Here is a 14994-nt window from a genome sequence, read left to right on the forward strand (position 1 = left end):
AAACGTTATATAATAAGGTAAATAAAGGAAATTTTTTGTAAAAATAAATTTACAAAATTTACAAATAGTAAATGAGTCAATTAGATTTTAAATTAGGGCCAAAAATCAAAGCTTTTAGAAGACAAATTGGTTTACAAGCTAATAAACTTGCCAACCAATTAAATATCTCACCTAGCTATTTAGCGTTAATTGAAGGTGGAAAAAGAAAAATTGATGGCGATCTATTAATTAAAATATGTGATGAATTAAAAATTAATATCTCTGATCTGACCTCTAAATCAGATGTTAATATGATCAATACAATATCTGAACTTTTGGATGATCAACTTTTTGAAGACTTAGATATATTAGGTCCAGAAGTTAAAGATCTAGCTAGTAGTAATCCGAAAATTGGAAAAGCTTTGATTAGACTTGGTGATATTTTAAAAAAAAAGGATCACGAACTTGTAAACAAAATAGAAAAGCTTTCAGGTAAAATAGTTGATAACAGAAAAAATTCTTTTCCTGGTGAGGTAATCTCTGATTTTCTTCAAGAAAACAAAAACTATTTTTCTAAGCTTGAAAATTTTGCAAATGAAATATTCGAAAAAATAAAACAAAATAATAGAACAAGATATATTGCTTTATGTGAATTTTTGAAAACAGAGTACGGTATCACAGTAAAGGATATTATTCCAGATGAAGGTAAACCATTTTCTAAAATCTATAATAAAAAAAATAAAGAGCTTTATTTGTCAGATTACTTATCTTTAGAAACAAAAAAGCTTCATGCAGCTGCACAAATTGCACAAGAGGGAGCAGAAGATTTAATTAACTCGTATTTAGAAACATTTAATTTTCCATCTGAAGAATCGAAAAAATTATCAAAAGTTGCTCTATTAAATTATTGTGGTGCAGCAATTTTAATGCCTTACAATTTATTTCACTCAGAGTGTAAAAAACTAAAATACGATTTAGAACTTTTACAAAATACATTTGCAACCTCATTTGAGCAAGTTACACATAGAGTTACTTGTTTAAATGATCCAAAAAAACCTGGGGTACCGTTTCATTTTTTAAGAGTGGATGTTGCTGGTAATATTTCAAAAAGATTTTCATTATCTGGTATTGAAATACCAAGATATGGTGGCGCTTGTCCTCGTTGGAATGTTTATTCAGCTTTTTCAAGGCCTGGGGTAATTCAAGCTGCTGTGAGTAAAATGACTAATGGAGAAAAATATGTTTGTATTGCACGTACCGTAGAAAAAGGAATTGGAAGATATGGCCAGAAGAAAAGTATGCTTTCTATTGGTTTAGGGTGTGAAGCTAAATATGCTAAAGATTTTATTTATACAGAAAATTTAGATTTAAATGATAAAAAATCCGAAATTCCAGTTGGTGTATCATGTAGAACTTGCGATCGTTTAGATTGCTCTCAGAGAGCTTTCCCACCACTACACAAAAAATTTGATGTTGATATTAATTCGAGAGGTATTTCAGTTTATGTTGGTGATTAAAAAAATTTCTTTTATTATTTTAATTCTTTGCATATCTTTTTTTAAATTAAATGCGAAAGATTTAAATAATCTTTTCGATGAGTTGCGGAAGGCTGAAAATATTTATGCTGCAGAGTATATTGAAAAAAATATTTGGAGGAGTTGGGTTACTCACCCAAAAAGTAAATATTTAACTGACAAGCTTGAAAATGGCACATTTTCAATGAATAACAATCAATACCGTCTAGCACTAAAGTTATTTAGTGATGTGATAAATGACGATCCCAACTGGGCTGAAGCTTGGAATAAAAGAGCGACTTTGCTATTTTTAATGGGAAATTATGATGCTTCTTTAAAAGATATTGAACAGGTTTTAAGTCTAGAGCCAAGACATTTTGGAGCACTATCAGGTAGAGCTCAGATTTATTTATCATTAAAAGAGTATGAAAAAGCTATTACTGACTTAGAAAAAGCAAGATCAATTTACCCACTGATTAAAAGTGGTGAAAGCATTGAATTAATTAAAAAATTGATAAAAGAATTACAAGTTTAGTTTTTCTTAGATCTTTTTCTTGCAATTAGTTGTGTTAAAGAGTCTACCATCATGTCTGATGCTTTAAAAATTTCACTAGGTTTGTATTCATAAGAAAGATTTTTTTCTTCATTCGATTTATCCTCAATTATAATTCCTTTATCTGGAGAATTATCTTTAATATAAATTAGAATTAACCATTCATCATCAATTGTTTCATCCCATTTAATAAATATTTCTCCTGTTTCAAATCTTCTATCTATACATCTAAGTATGGACATATGTTTAGTAATATATCTTTTGTTAAGTTGAAAAACTAAACTATTTGCACTTCTATAAAAACTTTCAAGGGCCAGTTCAATTTTTTGTCTGGCAATATTGTATTCTCTTTCCTTTTTTAAAAGTGTTTCTCTATCATCTCCTTCTTGGATTTCAACGCCTAGAGCCTCAACTCTTTCTCTAATTTTTTGATCCCTTAGTTGTTGGTATTTGTTTTTAAGTTTTTCTATTCTTTCTTGTAAACCTGAATAATCATCTCTCTTTTCCTTAAGCGCGATTTTTTCTAATTTTTCAAGTTCTTTAATTTCTCTAATTCTGAACTTTTCTATTTGTCGTTCTAATTTAATTTCTTGTAAGAATTTTTTCTGTCTTTCTGCTTGTTCTTTTCTTATTAATGCTTGCTCTTTTCTTAAAAAGATTTTTATATCTTTTGCTCTCTCTTTTTCTAATCTTTCTTCCTCTCTTAGTTCTTTTTGTTTCAGCTTTAATTTATTTTCCTCGTCTTCCTTTTTTTGTTTTTGTAAAAGTAGCTTTTGTTTTTGAGCTATTTCTAATTTTTCTAATTTAATTCTTCTTTTCTCCTCTGCTTTTATTTCCCTGTACTCAACTATTTTTTGATCAATTTTTTGAAAAAATTTAGCAATTGCTTTGTCAATAGCTAAAAGATTTATATTAAACTTAAATGTAAATTTTGATTTTAAGGTTTCTTGGACTCTTATGGTTTTAAGAATTAAACTCTCACTTTTTTTTGGTGTAGAAATTATATTTTTTGCGTATTTAATTTTTCTTTTTTTAATTTTTTTAGTTTTTTTAGTTTTTTTAGTTTTAGTTTTGTTTGATTTTTTTTTTATTTTTTTATTATTTTTAAATGATTTAATTCTTTTTTTTGATTTAATGACTTTATTTTTTTTTGATTTTTTTTTTTTAATTTTTTTTTTCTTCATCAAAGTGAATTTTAAGATCTATCAGTAATAATTTAATAAATATAGTCTCTAGTATTAGGAACCGAAGTTAATTTTTTTGTTAATTGTAACTGAAATACAACCTGATCTCCCCATTTGAAAGCCATTTCACAACTTGCAAGATAAAATTCCCACATCCTCATGAACCTTTCATCAAACATTTCTAAAACTTGATCTTTTTTTAATAAAAATCTCTCTTTCCAATGTCTGAGAGTGTGGGCGTAATGCATTCTTAGAACCTCTAAATCTGTTATAATTAAACCAGAATTTTCAATCGGGCTGGCAACCTCACTCAAACTTGGAGTATAACCCCCTGGGAATATATACTTATTTATCCACGGCTGTGGGTCTCTTGGGCTGTTTACAGAACCAATTGTGTGGATTAAAGCTGCTCCATCTTCATTAAGTAATTTTGCAACTTGATTAAAGAACTTTTGATAATATTTCCTTCCTACGTGCTCAAACATTCCAACACTTACAATTCGATCAAACTTTTCATTTATTTCTCTATAATCAATAAGTTTAAAATCTACTTGATTGCCTAAATTTAATTCGTTAACTTTTTTTTTACTGTATTCTAACTGATTTTCTGAAAGTGTTATTCCAACCACATGAGCACTTGTTTTCTTTGCAATATCAATTGCAAGAGAGCCCCAGCCTGATCCTATATCCAATACTTTTTGATTTGGTTTTATGTTTAATTTTTTTATTATATGATCAATTTTATTATTTTGAGCTTCATCTAAGGTATTATTGTCATCTTTGAAGTAAGCACATGAATATTGTCTTTTTTCATCTAAAAAAAGATCATAAAGTTTTTCAGATATATCATAATGGTGACTGACATTTTTTTTTGATTTTGTGATTTGATTATAATTAGTAATGTATCTATAGGTTCCTCTAATTTTTTTAAGTATCTTGCTATATGTGCTTATTTCACTTCTCCCTATATTTTTAAATGCTATTTCTAAAAACTCTGTTAGTGTTCCATTCTCTATTATCAAAGATCCGTCTGTATAAGCCTCTCCTAAATATAAATCTGGATAAAACATTAATTTGTAATGTAAAGATTTATCTAATATTCTTAAGTTTATAGGTATTTCTTTAATAGGTTTGCCTATTTGATATTTTTTTGAATTATAATCAATTAGTATAAATCCATCCTGAGTAAATATTTTATTTAAAAAATTAGCTAAATTCATTATGCAGCTCTTGGTATTTCAATATCAAAATTTAAATTTTTTAATAAAGTTTTTAATTCATTCTCTTGATCTTTAGGTAGTAAGTGAAGGGGTGGTAATAAATTTTTAAAATTATTATCTTTGCTCTTTAAAAAGGTATGTAATCCTGAAATTAAATTAAATTTATCAAACGTACTTCTTACTTCACATAATTTTTGATTTTGTGTCTGATCTCTTTTGTTTATAAAATCATCATAAACATTTCTTGCAAGTGAAGCTGTAACATTTGCGGTTGCTGTAATAATTCCAGAACAACCAATAGACAGTCCCTCCAGCAGTTTTATTTCGGAGCCAGGCATGATGGAAAAATTGTCTATTTTTAGTTTTTTATATAGGTTATATGAACTATCTTTTACACCAATAATTTGTTTTGGAAATTTAGAGACTAATTTTTCAATACATTCTAAACTAAAAACATAACCAGATAATTTTTCAAAATTATAAAGTATGATTTCACTTTCAGGTAAAGCTTCAATAATCTTTGAGTAAAAATTTATAACATCATCGTCCTGATACTTGTAATAAGCAGGTGGCATTATTAAAAATTTGTTTAATTTATTCGATAGCGAAATACTCATCAAATTAATTGTGTCACCTAGAGAATTTAAGCCAGTGCCAATTATAAATTTTTCTTTATGTTGACTGCCAGGTAAATTATTAATCATTTGTATCTTATCTGATAAGGAAATTAGCTGTGACTGACCTGTGCTGCCAAAAAAAACTACACCATGACACCCTAATTCCATTACATTCTCTGCATGATTAATGGTTTTTTTAATGTTTAGGGACAAGTCATCATTTAATACTGATAGTGTTGCAGCGTATATACCATTTACCTTACTCATTATAATAAATTAATAGATAATATTTTTTTAGTAAAGATTAAATATCTATACTTTTTATCACAACATCCTTAGCTTCGTTTACAATAGATGCCAATCTTGAAAGTTCAGGACTTACATCTGGATGAATTTTTTTCATAATACTCTTGTAAGATTTCATTACTTCTTCTTTTGAATATTTTTTATTCATATCAAGATTTAAAATTTTAAATGCCTCATCAATTTTCATATTTTGAGTATTGTTGGCTCGATTAAAATTATTAAAATTAAATCTTCCAGAGCTTTTTAAAACACGCAAAAGTCCCCAGATCCTAATTAATTGAAGCAAAGTAATACCAGCTTTTGTTTTGATTAATGGAAGTATTGCCAACAAAAACGGTAATGAGAAAATATACCTTCCTGCATAAAACATAAGAAATGCTAAAAGAACTGAAAAAAAAATTATAAATAATCTTATATACTTTGAAATTTTTTTTGAAGATGTTTTGGCAAACCAGTTTAGGAACAGATATACAACAATAAAAATAATAAGTATTAAAATAAAATAATTCATGTAATAAATTTCATAATGAAAATACCACAATTACGAAAAAAACTAGAAGTAAAATCTTGTCACGATGTCTCTTGGGAAGATAATTATAGCTGGATACATCAAAAAAATATTTTAGAAGTCCTCAAGGATAGTTCAAAGCTTTTACCTGAAGTTAGAAAATATCTAGAGGAAGAAAATGCATATTTTGAATATCAAATGAAAAATACTAAAGATAGTCAAAAAAAAATATTTGATGAAATCAAAGGAAGAATAAAATTAGAGGATCAATCATTGCCTTTTAAAGATGTTCGATATGAGTATTGGACCAAAACAACAGAAAAAGGGAATTATTCAATTAAATTAAGAAAAAAAATTAGTACCAATGAAGTAGAGGAAATTTGGAATGGCGATAAGGAAAAAGAAAAATTAAATACTGAATATTTTGGTTTAGGAGATTTGGAAGTTAGTTTTAATGATAAATACCTTGCTTACTCTCTAGATTTGAAGGGATCTGAATATTACACAATTCATGTACGAGATATAGAAACAAATAAATTAATCACCGAAAAAATACAGGAAACAAGTGGAAGCATCACTTTCAGTTTAGATGATAAGTACATTTTTTATTCAAAACTTGATGAACATCATAGACCAAGAAAAATATTCAGACATAAATTGGGTAGCAGTGTTTTAGATGATGAGCTTATTTTTGAGGAAAAAAGTGAAGCATTCACAGTAGGGTTAGGTATTAGTTCAGATGAAAAATTTTTTTTTATTACTTCTTCAGATCATAATACATCAGAACAATATTATTTTTCAGTGGACGAGCAGGAACCAAAACCAAAACTTATTCAAAAAAGGGAAAGAGGAATAATCTATTCCGTAAATTCTTGGGATGAGAATTTTTATAAACATACCAATAAAGATGCTGAAGATTTTAAAATTGAGAGAGCAAGAAGTTTGGAAGATCAAAATTGGGAAGTTTTTATACCAGCAAGAAACGAAGTTTTGATAGGTGGTTTAGTATTTTTAAAAAATTGGATAATACGATCTGAAACCTCAAACGCATTGAGCAAACTTATTCTTAGAGACCCAAAAACCAACAAAGAGGAGGAGATTATTTTTTCTGATGAAAAAGTTGTTGTTCCTGGTATTTCTTTAGCTCAAAAAGATAAGAATACTGATGAGGTTCACTTGTCATATTCGTCACCAAAAACACCTGGAAGAACTTATCTGTATAATCTTAAGACTAAAGAGAGAAAATTATTAAAAGAACAGGAAATTCCCTCTGGTCACAATTCAGATGATTACATAGTGGAACGGCTTGAGTGTTCTTCACATGACAATAGATTAATTCCATTAACAATAACTAGGCATAAAAGTACACCAGTCGATGGCTCAGCTAATTTACTATTGTATGGCTATGGGTCCTATGGAAGTTCAATGACACCAAACTTTTCTTCAACGAGATTAAGCTTAATTAATCGAGATATAATATGGGTCACTGCACATATAAGAGGGGGAATGGAAAAAGGAATGAAATGGTGGAAGGAGGGAAAACTTCTTAATAAAAAAAATACTTTTGAGGATTATATTGCAGTTGCAAAATTTCTTATTGAAAAAAAATATACATCTAAAGGAAAAATAATTGGAATGGGTGGTTCTGCAGGTGGTTTATTAATGGGGGCAGTTGTTAATAAAAATCCGGAATTATTTAAAGGCATTGTTATGGCTGTTCCATTTGTTGACTCATTAACAACTAATTTAGATCATTCACTTCCTCTTACTGTAGGAGAATTTGATGAATTCGGAAATGCTAAAGAAAACAAGGAACATTTCGATTATATTTATTCTTATGCACCTTATAACAATATAAAAAAAATGGATTATCCGGATATATTAATTACTACAAGTTTAAGTGATAACAGAGTTCTCTTCGATGAACCTGCAAAATTTACTGCTAAGCTTAGAGAACTCAAAACAGATAATAATCTACTGCTATTAAAAACTGAAATGAATGCTGGACACGGTGGTAAGTCTGGAAGAGATGGTGCTATTGAAGAAATTGCACTAGATTATTCTTTTATATTAAAAATTACTGATAAAATTTAATCAATCTTGAAAAAATAAACTTCATTCCTATATGTAATAAGTAGGTCGCCTAATGGGGCTTGCAAAAATATACTTGCTTAACAAAGGAGGAAATTATGACAAGTAAGGATCTATCTATCTTCAATTCATTAAGGCCATTTTCAATTGGTTTTGACGATATGTTTGACCAATTCGAAAATATGCTTGGAAATGGAGGTTTGAGCATGCAATCAAACTATCCGCCATACAACATCAGAAGAACTGGACAAGACAAATATTCTATAGAGGTTGCGCTTGCTGGCTTCAGTAAAAATGATGTTGAAGTTGAATTTGAAGATAATTTATTAACTGTTAGAACAAAACAAGTTGATAAGTCAGAAAATAAAAACGATGATGGTGAAATAATTCACAAAGGCATATCTCAAAGACATTTTGCGAGATCATTTACAATTGCTGATGATGTAAAAGTAAATGGCGCTCAACTAAAAGACGGTCTTTTAACTATTGCTTGTGAAAGAATAATACCAGAGCATAAAAAAAGAAAACTTATTGAAATCAAATAAGTAAAACCTTGCTTGTGGGGTTAAGCCCCACAGGTTTAAAAACAACCGCTTGAATTAAATCCTATAATTGTACCTGAAGAATTAATCTCGAACTTTCTGTCACAAGGTAAGCCATATTTTTTAGTTTTATAAACTAAAGTTTCATTCCCAAGTTCATTAACAAAATCCTCTGTAGGTGCTCCAAGTTCCATTTTTAATTCACTAACTTGTTTGCCTACGAATTGTCCATATTTCTCATTCTCTTTTTCTGCAACTTCATCAGATTTATTTTTGATTGTTTGACAACCAGATAAGAGAATTAAAGAGAACATAGAGATTAAAATAAATTTTATTTTCATAAACAAGTTATGATAAATTATAACCACCAAAATAAGGCAAATTTAAACCCCACAGTTGAAAAATGTTAATAATTCAATCTAAAATCGCGAATTTCAATTAAGAATATAATAAAGATAGTTCTTTAGGAGGAACGAATGTTAGATAATTATTTTAATTATAAAAAACATAAAACAGACTTTCGTACTGAAGTCATAGCCGGTGTAACAACATTTTTAACTATGGCTTACATTATGTTTTTAAATCCATTTATACTTTCAGGTGAGTTTGCTGGACCTGAAAAAGGATTTTTTGATTTTGGGGCAGTTTACACGGCAACAATTTTAGCAACCGCTCTTGCATGTTTTATAATGGCATTTTATGGAAAGACATGGCCTATCGGATTAGCTCCAGGGATGGGAATTAATGCTTTTGTTGCATTTGGAGTTTGTGCAGGAATGGGATACACGCCACAAGAGGCTTTAGGTGCTGTACTTGTTGCAGGTGTATTGTTTTTAATTATATCTCTTACACCAATTCGAGCTTGGTTAATTAACTCAATTCCAAGAAGCTTAAAGTTAGGCATTGGAGCAGGTATAGGATTATTTTTAGCGATCATTGGATTACAAATTATGGAAGTTGTTGTTGACGATCCAGTAACTTTAGTAAAACTTGGAGATTTAAGTAATCCATTAGTTTTATTAGGTTGTGCAACTTTTATTGTAATTGTGGTGCTTGAAAAAATGAATGTAAAAGGAAATATTATTATTGGTATTTTAGCGTTCAGTATAATTTCATGGGCAACTGGTCTTGCAAAATTTAATGGTATTGCAAGTGCTCCACCTCCTATGACATACCTTTTTGAATTTGACTTATCTGCGGCTATGACAGCAGGAATGTCGACGGTAATCTTTACGTTACTTTTTATCGATTTTTTCGATACTGCAGGAACATTAACTTCGGTTGCTAATGTTGCTGGCAAAGTTGATAAAAAAGGTAAAGTTCAAGATATAAATAAAGCTATGCTATCAGATAGTATTAGTACTGTTGCAGGTGCAATGATGGGAACCACTACTGTAACAAGTTATGTGGAGTCTGGTGCTGGTGTTAAAGCAGGTGGGAAAACAGGAATGACTTCTTTAGTAATTGGGCTTCTATTTCTTTCTTGCATATTTTTTGCACCATTAGCAACTAGTTTACCAAAACAAATTGATGGTGCTGCTCTATTATTTGTTTCAGTTCTTTTTGTAAGAAACATTACAGATATTGAGTGGAATGATATAGGTGAATCAGCCCCAGCAATACTTGCAATGATAACGATGCCATTAACTTACAGCATCAGCAATGGTATTGCCTTGGCATTTGTATCTTATGCATTAATAAGATTATTTACAGGAAAAGCTTCTGATACTTCTCCTGCAATATGGGTTATTGCGGTTTTAAGTTTAATTAGTTTCGTCGTAGCTTAAATAATTATCTAAATGGGCTAGAGTTAATCTCTAGCCCTACTTTGTTTTTCAATTACTTCGTTAATAGACATTTCCTCGTAATGCTCTGTAGGTTGTACTATCCATGGATCGTTATCGAGCTTAATTGGACAAAAATCTGGTGTAAATTTAGATGATTTTTTCTTCCATAAACAAGCAGTTTTAATTTCTTGAATTTGATTTTTAATTGGTTGGTAATTTTTCAACCATTCTATGCTTTTATTTAATGTAAGACCCGTGTCAGACAGGTCATCAACCAATAAAACTTTTTTAAAGTCTTCCTCTTTAGCTATAGAGCTTATATCTCTAGCAAAAACTAATTCTCCTTGCTTATCTTCCATGCCTTCACCAGAGTAACTTTGGATTACTATATAAGCTGTAGGTAACTTTAAAATCCTCGATAAAATATCAATTATAGGCGCAGCACCCCTCATAATTCCAACTAATACAGTTGGTTTAAAATTATTATTTATTTCTAATGCAAGTTTTTCTACTGTGTCCAGGTATTCTTCAAAACTGATTATTAATTTTTCTGACATAAAATCTGGTATCATAAATTTAAAAATTTAAAAAGGAGAAATAATGAAAGGATATTGGATAAGTTTATATACGAAAATTGAAAACCAAGAAAATTTGAAAAAATATGCCGAAGCAGCAACACCAATTATTAAAAGTTATGGAGGTGTGCCTCTTGTAAGAGGAGGTAAGAGTCAATCTTTTGAGGGAGATAATTTTTTAAGAACAGTTGTTTGGGAATTCCCAAATTATCAAAAGGCAATTGAATGTCATGACTCAAAAGAATATCAAAAAGGTTGGGCGTTAGCTAAAGATACAACTGTTCGACACATGCAAGTTGTAGAAGGATTTAGTACTGAATAGGTTCATCATCTATAGATCTCCATAAATACCATGTTGCTACTGAACAATATGGGGAAAATCTAATTTTTAATTTTTCTACAAAATTATTTGGTGGCAAATATTTTTTTTTATAATTATTTGATATAGCTCTCAATAAACCAATATCTTGAACAGGCCAAATATTTGACCTGTTATAAGTAAATAAAAGTATCATCTCAGCAGACCATCTGCCTATCTGTCTCAATTCTGATAAATATTCAATGGCCTGCTCGTCTGACATATTTTTTATTAAATTAGGTTTAAATTCTTTGTTAAGCATTTTTTCAGCTAACGACTTAATTCCTTTTACTTTTTGCCTACTTAATCCACAGCTTTTTAATTGTGTGAAGGTTAATTTTTGAATTATTTTAGGAGAAATTTTATTCTTGCATTTTTTTTTAAACTTTAAAAATACGGAATTAGCAGCCGCTACACTAATCTGTTGACCAATAATACTTTTACAAAGTGAAAGAAATATATTTTTTCTAGTTGTAAGTGAGGCATCGGAATATTTTTCAATTAAAGTTTTCATTACCCTATCCTTTGATGATAAATATCTCCTCGCTTTATTCCAATATGATGGTGGTTTACTCATGTCTTGCAACTGTTAACTGTTTTTTGAGATATATCTCTCTTCTAAAAATAATTAATGATGAAATTATTACCAAACCTGCCCCCATCAAAGTTTTTATTGTTGGTATCTCTCCCCAAATTAGATATCCAAAAAATATAGCAAAAACTAAAGCTAAATACTTAAGAGGAGTAACTAATGATACCTCAGAATATTTATATGACTGACTTAACCATAAATTTGCAACACCTCCAAAAAAACCTATAAAAGATAAAAATGCAAGGTCATATAGACTTGGCATAATCCACCCATAAGGAATTGTAAATAAGCTTAATAAAGTGATCGCAACTGAAAAATAAAGAGAAATTAACCAAACTGGCTCTGTTTTTGACAACTGTCTAATAGCAATTGCTACATACGATAATCCCAAACAAAAAATGATTGGGTATATGTAATATATGTTCACTGAACTTAAACCCGGCTCAGTAATAATAATTATTCCGACAAAACCTATAATGACAGCTAACCATCTAAATATGCCAACTTTTTCTCTCAACAAAAAAATTGAAAATATAGTTGTGAATATAGGTGCAGCAAATGAAATACTTACTACTGTCGCTAATGGCAAATTTCTTAAAGCTATAAATATTGCAACCAAAGCAATTAATCCAAAAGCACATCTTAAAAAATGTAACCCTGCTCTCTTAGTGTAATAAAAATTTTTTCGTCTATCTGATGGTATAATAAATAAATAAAAAATGACGCCAAAAAATCCCCTAAAAAATAAAACTTCACCCAAAGGGTAATGTTGAGACCATTTTACAATTATATCCATTACTGAAAATGCACACACAGATAGAAACATGTACAAAAATCCCAATTGATTTTTAGAGAGCATGTTATTATCTTTAAATTAAATACATTAATTATCAATGGAAATAGCAATTTTAGCACTTGGATGTTTTTGGGGTCCTGAACAAAAATTTAGTAAGATAGATGGAATAATTAGAACTGAAGTTGGTTATTGTGGAGGTAATACTGAAAACACAACTTATAAGGATGTTTGTACCGGAACAACTAACCATGCTGAAGTTGTTAAACTTGAATACGATGAAAAAACTGTAACTTACGAGGATATATTAAAATATTTTTTTAAATTTCATGATCCTACTACACTTAACTCTCAAGGTTATGATTTTGGTACACAATATAGAAGTGAAATTTTTTATTTAAATGAAAAACAAAAAATGTCTGCTGAAAAAATGATTGAAGCTGAAAATAAAAAGTTAAATGGAAAAGTTGTGACACAACTATCACTTTTAAAAAATTACTGTACAGCAGAAGAATATCATCAGAAATATTTAGATAAAAAATTCTAATGTATTTAGTTTCCACAGACTGGTTAATAGGAAATTTAAGTCATGTAAAAGTAATAGATGCCTCATGGCATCTGCCCTCGACAAATAGAGACGGATTTGAAGAATATAAAATTGAACACATTGAGAATTCAATTTTTATTGATTTAGATAAGTTTTCAGAAAAAAATACTGATCTTCCTCATATGCTATCAGATGCTAAAGCTTGGGCAAAAAATATCTCAAAGCTTGGCATAGAAAACGAAGATAAAATAATAATCTACGATAACTCTGATGTGTTAAGTGCATGCAGATGTTGGTACAATTTTATTTATTACGGTCATAACCCCAAATATGTAAGTGTTCTCGATGGAGGACTAGGTAAGTGGAAAAAAGAGAAAAAACCTACATCAAAAGAAAAAGTTAACTTTAAAGAAACGAAATATGAAGCTGTTGAAAATAGAAATATGGTAAAAAATAAATCTGAGATTGATTTAAATATTAGAACAAATGAATTTTTAGTTTTAGATGCGAGAAGTGAAGAAAGATTTTTTGGAAAAGTATCTGATCCTAGAAAAAATGTTAGAAGTGGATCGATACCGAACTCATACTGTTTGCCATTCAGCAATATTATACGATCAGACAAAACATTTAAAAATATTGAAGAAATTAAACAAATATTTAATCAAATAAATCCTGATAATAATAAATTGTTAGTTTTTTCTTGTGGCTCAGGAGTTTCAGCTTGTATATTAGCACTTGCATATTCTTTGGTTGATAATAAATATGTGCCTACCATTTACGATGGTTCATGGGCAGAGTACGGAAAAATAGAATAAAAAATAAATGAAAAGATCATCTAAAATTACAACAGTTATATTTATATTTTTTTTTATTATTGCAGGAGTAATCATTGCAAGAACAATGATTGGAAATCATTTCAAAAAAAAATTTAGTAAAATGCCTCCTCCCGGAGTAATAGTAACATACGCTAAAGAAAGGATTTTTGAAAATAATATAAGTACTTTTGGTACAGCAGTACCTATTCAAACTCAAGCATATAAAATAGAAAAATTTGAAATAATTAAACCAATAGAATTTAACCGAAAAGTTAAAAAAGATGATGTAATAGTCGAATTAAAAAATAGGAAAATTTTTGCTCCATTTGATGGGATTATTGGTAAAAAAGAGTTCTCCGAGGACGTTGAAGTTTCAAAATCATCACTTTTAATTAATTTAGATGACTCATCAACAATATATTGTGACGTTCAAATCCCAGAGATTTATTTTCCTTTTATTGAAGTTGGATTGCCAGTTAAAATTGAATACTCCGGCTCTGCAAAAAAATATTTTGATGGAGTAGTAGATTCCATATCAAGTAGAATTACAGAGGACACAAGATCATTACCAATTAGAATTAAAATAGACAATCAAAAAGGTGAAATTTTACCTGGATCTTTTCTTGAAGTCTCAATTAGATACAATGTAAGAAATAATTTGGGTGCGCCTGATACAAGCACAATTGTAGAGGGAGACAATGTATTTATTTACAAAGTAAACAATGAAAACAAAGCAATTAAAACTAAAGTTAATGTAGGTGACCGTTATAAAGGATTTATTGAAATTAAAGACGGCATAAATTCTGGAGACAAGATTGTAGCTGAGGGATTAAAAAAAGTCAGACCAAATTTAGAAATAAAGCCAATTGAAAAAGGTGAAAAACAGAAAGCATCGACATGGGGGAAAAAAGAGAAAGCTACTAAAAGTGAAGCGACAAAAGGAAAATTTGATTGGCTTAAAAAGTTAAATATTTTTAAAAAATCTGAAGCTGAGAAAAAAAGCTAAGATAAAC

At 29.2% G+C, this 14994-nt stretch carries 17 protein-coding genes; 9 read left to right on the plus strand and 8 right to left on the minus strand.

Annotated elements, in window-relative coordinates:
• The first annotated feature begins 71 nt into the window (after positions 1-71).
• Together B8063_RS02400 and B8063_RS02405 are read left to right on the plus strand one after the other, a co-directional pair.
• The gene (locus B8063_RS02400; RefSeq protein ID WP_085069089.1) at positions 72-1496 is read left to right on the plus strand and encodes a helix-turn-helix domain-containing protein; all 1425 of its coding nucleotides are present in this window, start codon (positions 72-74) and stop codon (positions 1494-1496) included.
• Positions 1483-2028, plus strand: coding sequence for a tetratricopeptide repeat protein (locus B8063_RS02405; protein WP_198150967.1), 546 nt, complete (start codon positions 1483-1485; stop codon positions 2026-2028). The genes B8063_RS02400 and B8063_RS02405 overlap by 14 nt, the downstream gene beginning before the upstream one ends.
• On the opposite strand, the gene B8063_RS02410 is transcribed toward B8063_RS02405, so the two are convergent.
• From B8063_RS02410 to B8063_RS02425, 4 genes are read right to left on the minus strand one after another with little or no spacing between them, the layout of a single operon-like run.
• On the minus strand, positions 2025-3230 hold the full coding sequence (locus tag B8063_RS02410) for a hypothetical protein (protein WP_085069093.1): 1206 nt from the start codon (positions 3228-3230) through the stop codon (positions 2025-2027). The genes B8063_RS02405 and B8063_RS02410 overlap by 4 nt on opposite strands.
• A gap of 32 nt (positions 3231-3262) precedes the next feature.
• The gene (locus B8063_RS02415) at positions 3263-4450 is read right to left on the minus strand and encodes an SAM-dependent methyltransferase (protein ID WP_085069095.1); all 1188 of its coding nucleotides are present in this window, start codon (positions 4448-4450) and stop codon (positions 3263-3265) included.
• Positions 4450-5334, minus strand: a complete 885-nt coding sequence (locus tag B8063_RS02420; protein WP_085069097.1) for a dihydrodipicolinate synthase family protein — start codon at positions 5332-5334, stop codon at positions 4450-4452. Before B8063_RS02420 ends, B8063_RS02415 begins: the two co-directional genes overlap by 1 nt.
• Positions 5335-5371: 37 nt before the next feature.
• Positions 5372-5884, minus strand: coding sequence for a hypothetical protein (locus B8063_RS02425; RefSeq protein WP_085070857.1), 513 nt, complete (start codon positions 5882-5884; stop codon positions 5372-5374).
• Between the two features lie 15 nt (positions 5885-5899).
• On the opposite strand from B8063_RS02425, the gene B8063_RS02430 reads away from it, so the two are divergent.
• The gene (locus tag B8063_RS02430) at positions 5900-7975 is read left to right on the plus strand and encodes a S9 family peptidase (RefSeq protein WP_085069100.1); all 2076 of its coding nucleotides are present in this window, start codon (positions 5900-5902) and stop codon (positions 7973-7975) included.
• A gap of 95 nt (positions 7976-8070) precedes the next feature.
• Entirely contained in the window at positions 8071-8517 is a 447-nt protein-coding gene (locus tag B8063_RS02435) for an Hsp20 family protein (protein WP_085069102.1), read from the plus strand.
• A gap of 35 nt (positions 8518-8552) precedes the next feature.
• Here the strand turns inward: B8063_RS02435 and B8063_RS02440 are convergent, their stop codons facing one another.
• On the minus strand, positions 8553-8855 hold the full coding sequence (locus B8063_RS02440) for a hypothetical protein (protein WP_085069104.1): 303 nt from the start codon (positions 8853-8855) through the stop codon (positions 8553-8555).
• Between the two features lie 135 nt (positions 8856-8990).
• On the opposite strand from B8063_RS02440, the gene B8063_RS02445 reads away from it, so the two are divergent.
• The gene (locus B8063_RS02445) at positions 8991-10301 is read left to right on the plus strand and encodes an NCS2 family permease (RefSeq protein ID WP_085069106.1); all 1311 of its coding nucleotides are present in this window, start codon (positions 8991-8993) and stop codon (positions 10299-10301) included.
• Between the two features lie 23 nt (positions 10302-10324).
• Here the strand turns inward: B8063_RS02445 and B8063_RS02450 are convergent, their stop codons facing one another.
• Positions 10325-10873: a phosphoribosyltransferase gene (locus B8063_RS02450; RefSeq protein WP_085069108.1), complete on the minus strand. Its 549-nt coding sequence runs from the start codon at positions 10871-10873 to the stop codon at positions 10325-10327.
• 28 nt (positions 10874-10901) lie between these two features.
• On the opposite strand from B8063_RS02450, the gene B8063_RS02455 reads away from it, so the two are divergent.
• Positions 10902-11198: a DUF1330 domain-containing protein gene (locus B8063_RS02455; protein ID WP_085069110.1), complete on the plus strand. Its 297-nt coding sequence runs from the start codon at positions 10902-10904 to the stop codon at positions 11196-11198.
• On the opposite strand, the gene B8063_RS02460 is transcribed toward B8063_RS02455, so the two are convergent.
• On the minus strand, positions 11185-11811 hold the full coding sequence (locus tag B8063_RS02460) for a DNA-3-methyladenine glycosylase family protein (RefSeq protein ID WP_085069112.1): 627 nt from the start codon (positions 11809-11811) through the stop codon (positions 11185-11187). The two genes, B8063_RS02455 and B8063_RS02460, sit on opposite strands and share 14 nt — an antisense overlap.
• On the minus strand, positions 11804-12685 hold the full coding sequence (locus B8063_RS02465; protein WP_085069114.1) for a DMT family transporter: 882 nt from the start codon (positions 12683-12685) through the stop codon (positions 11804-11806). The genes B8063_RS02460 and B8063_RS02465 overlap by 8 nt, the downstream gene beginning before the upstream one ends.
• A gap of 34 nt (positions 12686-12719) precedes the next feature.
• Between B8063_RS02465 and msrA the strand changes: the two genes are divergently transcribed.
• Genes msrA through B8063_RS02480 form a run of 3 tightly spaced genes read left to right on the plus strand, consistent with a single transcriptional unit; the run spans position 12720 to position 14987 of the window.
• Positions 12720-13166 (plus strand): peptide-methionine (S)-S-oxide reductase MsrA, encoded by a 447-nt coding sequence (msrA, locus tag B8063_RS02470; protein ID WP_085069116.1) that lies wholly within the window; start codon positions 12720-12722, stop codon positions 13164-13166.
• The gene (locus tag B8063_RS02475; RefSeq protein ID WP_085069118.1) at positions 13166-13981 is read left to right on the plus strand and encodes a sulfurtransferase; all 816 of its coding nucleotides are present in this window, start codon (positions 13166-13168) and stop codon (positions 13979-13981) included. The genes msrA and B8063_RS02475 overlap by 1 nt, the downstream gene beginning before the upstream one ends.
• 7 nt (positions 13982-13988) lie before the next feature.
• Positions 13989-14987 carry an efflux RND transporter periplasmic adaptor subunit gene (locus B8063_RS02480; RefSeq protein WP_085069120.1) on the plus strand — a complete coding sequence of 333 codons (999 nt, stop codon included), beginning with the start codon at positions 13989-13991 and terminating at the stop codon, positions 14985-14987.
• The last annotated feature ends 7 nt before the right edge of the window (positions 14988-14994 follow it).

The sequence above is a fragment of the Candidatus Pelagibacter sp. RS40 genome (assembly GCF_002101295.1).
Taxonomy (GTDB): domain Bacteria; phylum Pseudomonadota; class Alphaproteobacteria; order Pelagibacterales; family Pelagibacteraceae; genus Pelagibacter.

Coding starts and splice junctions, on each gene's coding strand:
- B8063_RS02400 (WP_085069089.1), top strand. CDS start 72: ATGAGTCAATTAGATTTTAAATTAGGGCCAAAAATCAAAGCTTTTAGA.
- B8063_RS02405 (WP_198150967.1), top strand. CDS start 1,483: ATGTTGGTGATTAAAAAAATTTCTTTTATTATTTTAATTCTTTGCATA.
- B8063_RS02410 (WP_085069093.1), bottom strand. CDS start 3,230: ATGAAGAAAAAAAAAATTAAAAAAAAAAAATCAAAAAAAAATAAAGTC.
- B8063_RS02415 (WP_085069095.1), bottom strand. CDS start 4,450: ATGAATTTAGCTAATTTTTTAAATAAAATATTTACTCAGGATGGATTT.
- B8063_RS02420 (WP_085069097.1), bottom strand. CDS start 5,334: ATGAGTAAGGTAAATGGTATATACGCTGCAACACTATCAGTATTAAAT.
- B8063_RS02425 (WP_085070857.1), bottom strand. CDS start 5,884: ATGAATTATTTTATTTTAATACTTATTATTTTTATTGTTGTATATCTG.
- B8063_RS02430 (WP_085069100.1), top strand. CDS start 5,900: ATGAAAATACCACAATTACGAAAAAAACTAGAAGTAAAATCTTGTCAC.
- B8063_RS02435 (WP_085069102.1), top strand. CDS start 8,071: ATGACAAGTAAGGATCTATCTATCTTCAATTCATTAAGGCCATTTTCA.
- B8063_RS02440 (WP_085069104.1), bottom strand. CDS start 8,855: ATGAAAATAAAATTTATTTTAATCTCTATGTTCTCTTTAATTCTCTTA.
- B8063_RS02445 (WP_085069106.1), top strand. CDS start 8,991: ATGTTAGATAATTATTTTAATTATAAAAAACATAAAACAGACTTTCGT.
- B8063_RS02450 (WP_085069108.1), bottom strand. CDS start 10,873: ATGATACCAGATTTTATGTCAGAAAAATTAATAATCAGTTTTGAAGAA.
- B8063_RS02455 (WP_085069110.1), top strand. CDS start 10,902: ATGAAAGGATATTGGATAAGTTTATATACGAAAATTGAAAACCAAGAA.
- B8063_RS02460 (WP_085069112.1), bottom strand. CDS start 11,811: ATGAGTAAACCACCATCATATTGGAATAAAGCGAGGAGATATTTATCA.
- B8063_RS02465 (WP_085069114.1), bottom strand. CDS start 12,685: ATGCTCTCTAAAAATCAATTGGGATTTTTGTACATGTTTCTATCTGTG.
- msrA (WP_085069116.1), top strand. CDS start 12,720: ATGGAAATAGCAATTTTAGCACTTGGATGTTTTTGGGGTCCTGAACAA.
- B8063_RS02475 (WP_085069118.1), top strand. CDS start 13,166: ATGTATTTAGTTTCCACAGACTGGTTAATAGGAAATTTAAGTCATGTA.
- B8063_RS02480 (WP_085069120.1), top strand. CDS start 13,989: ATGAAAAGATCATCTAAAATTACAACAGTTATATTTATATTTTTTTTT.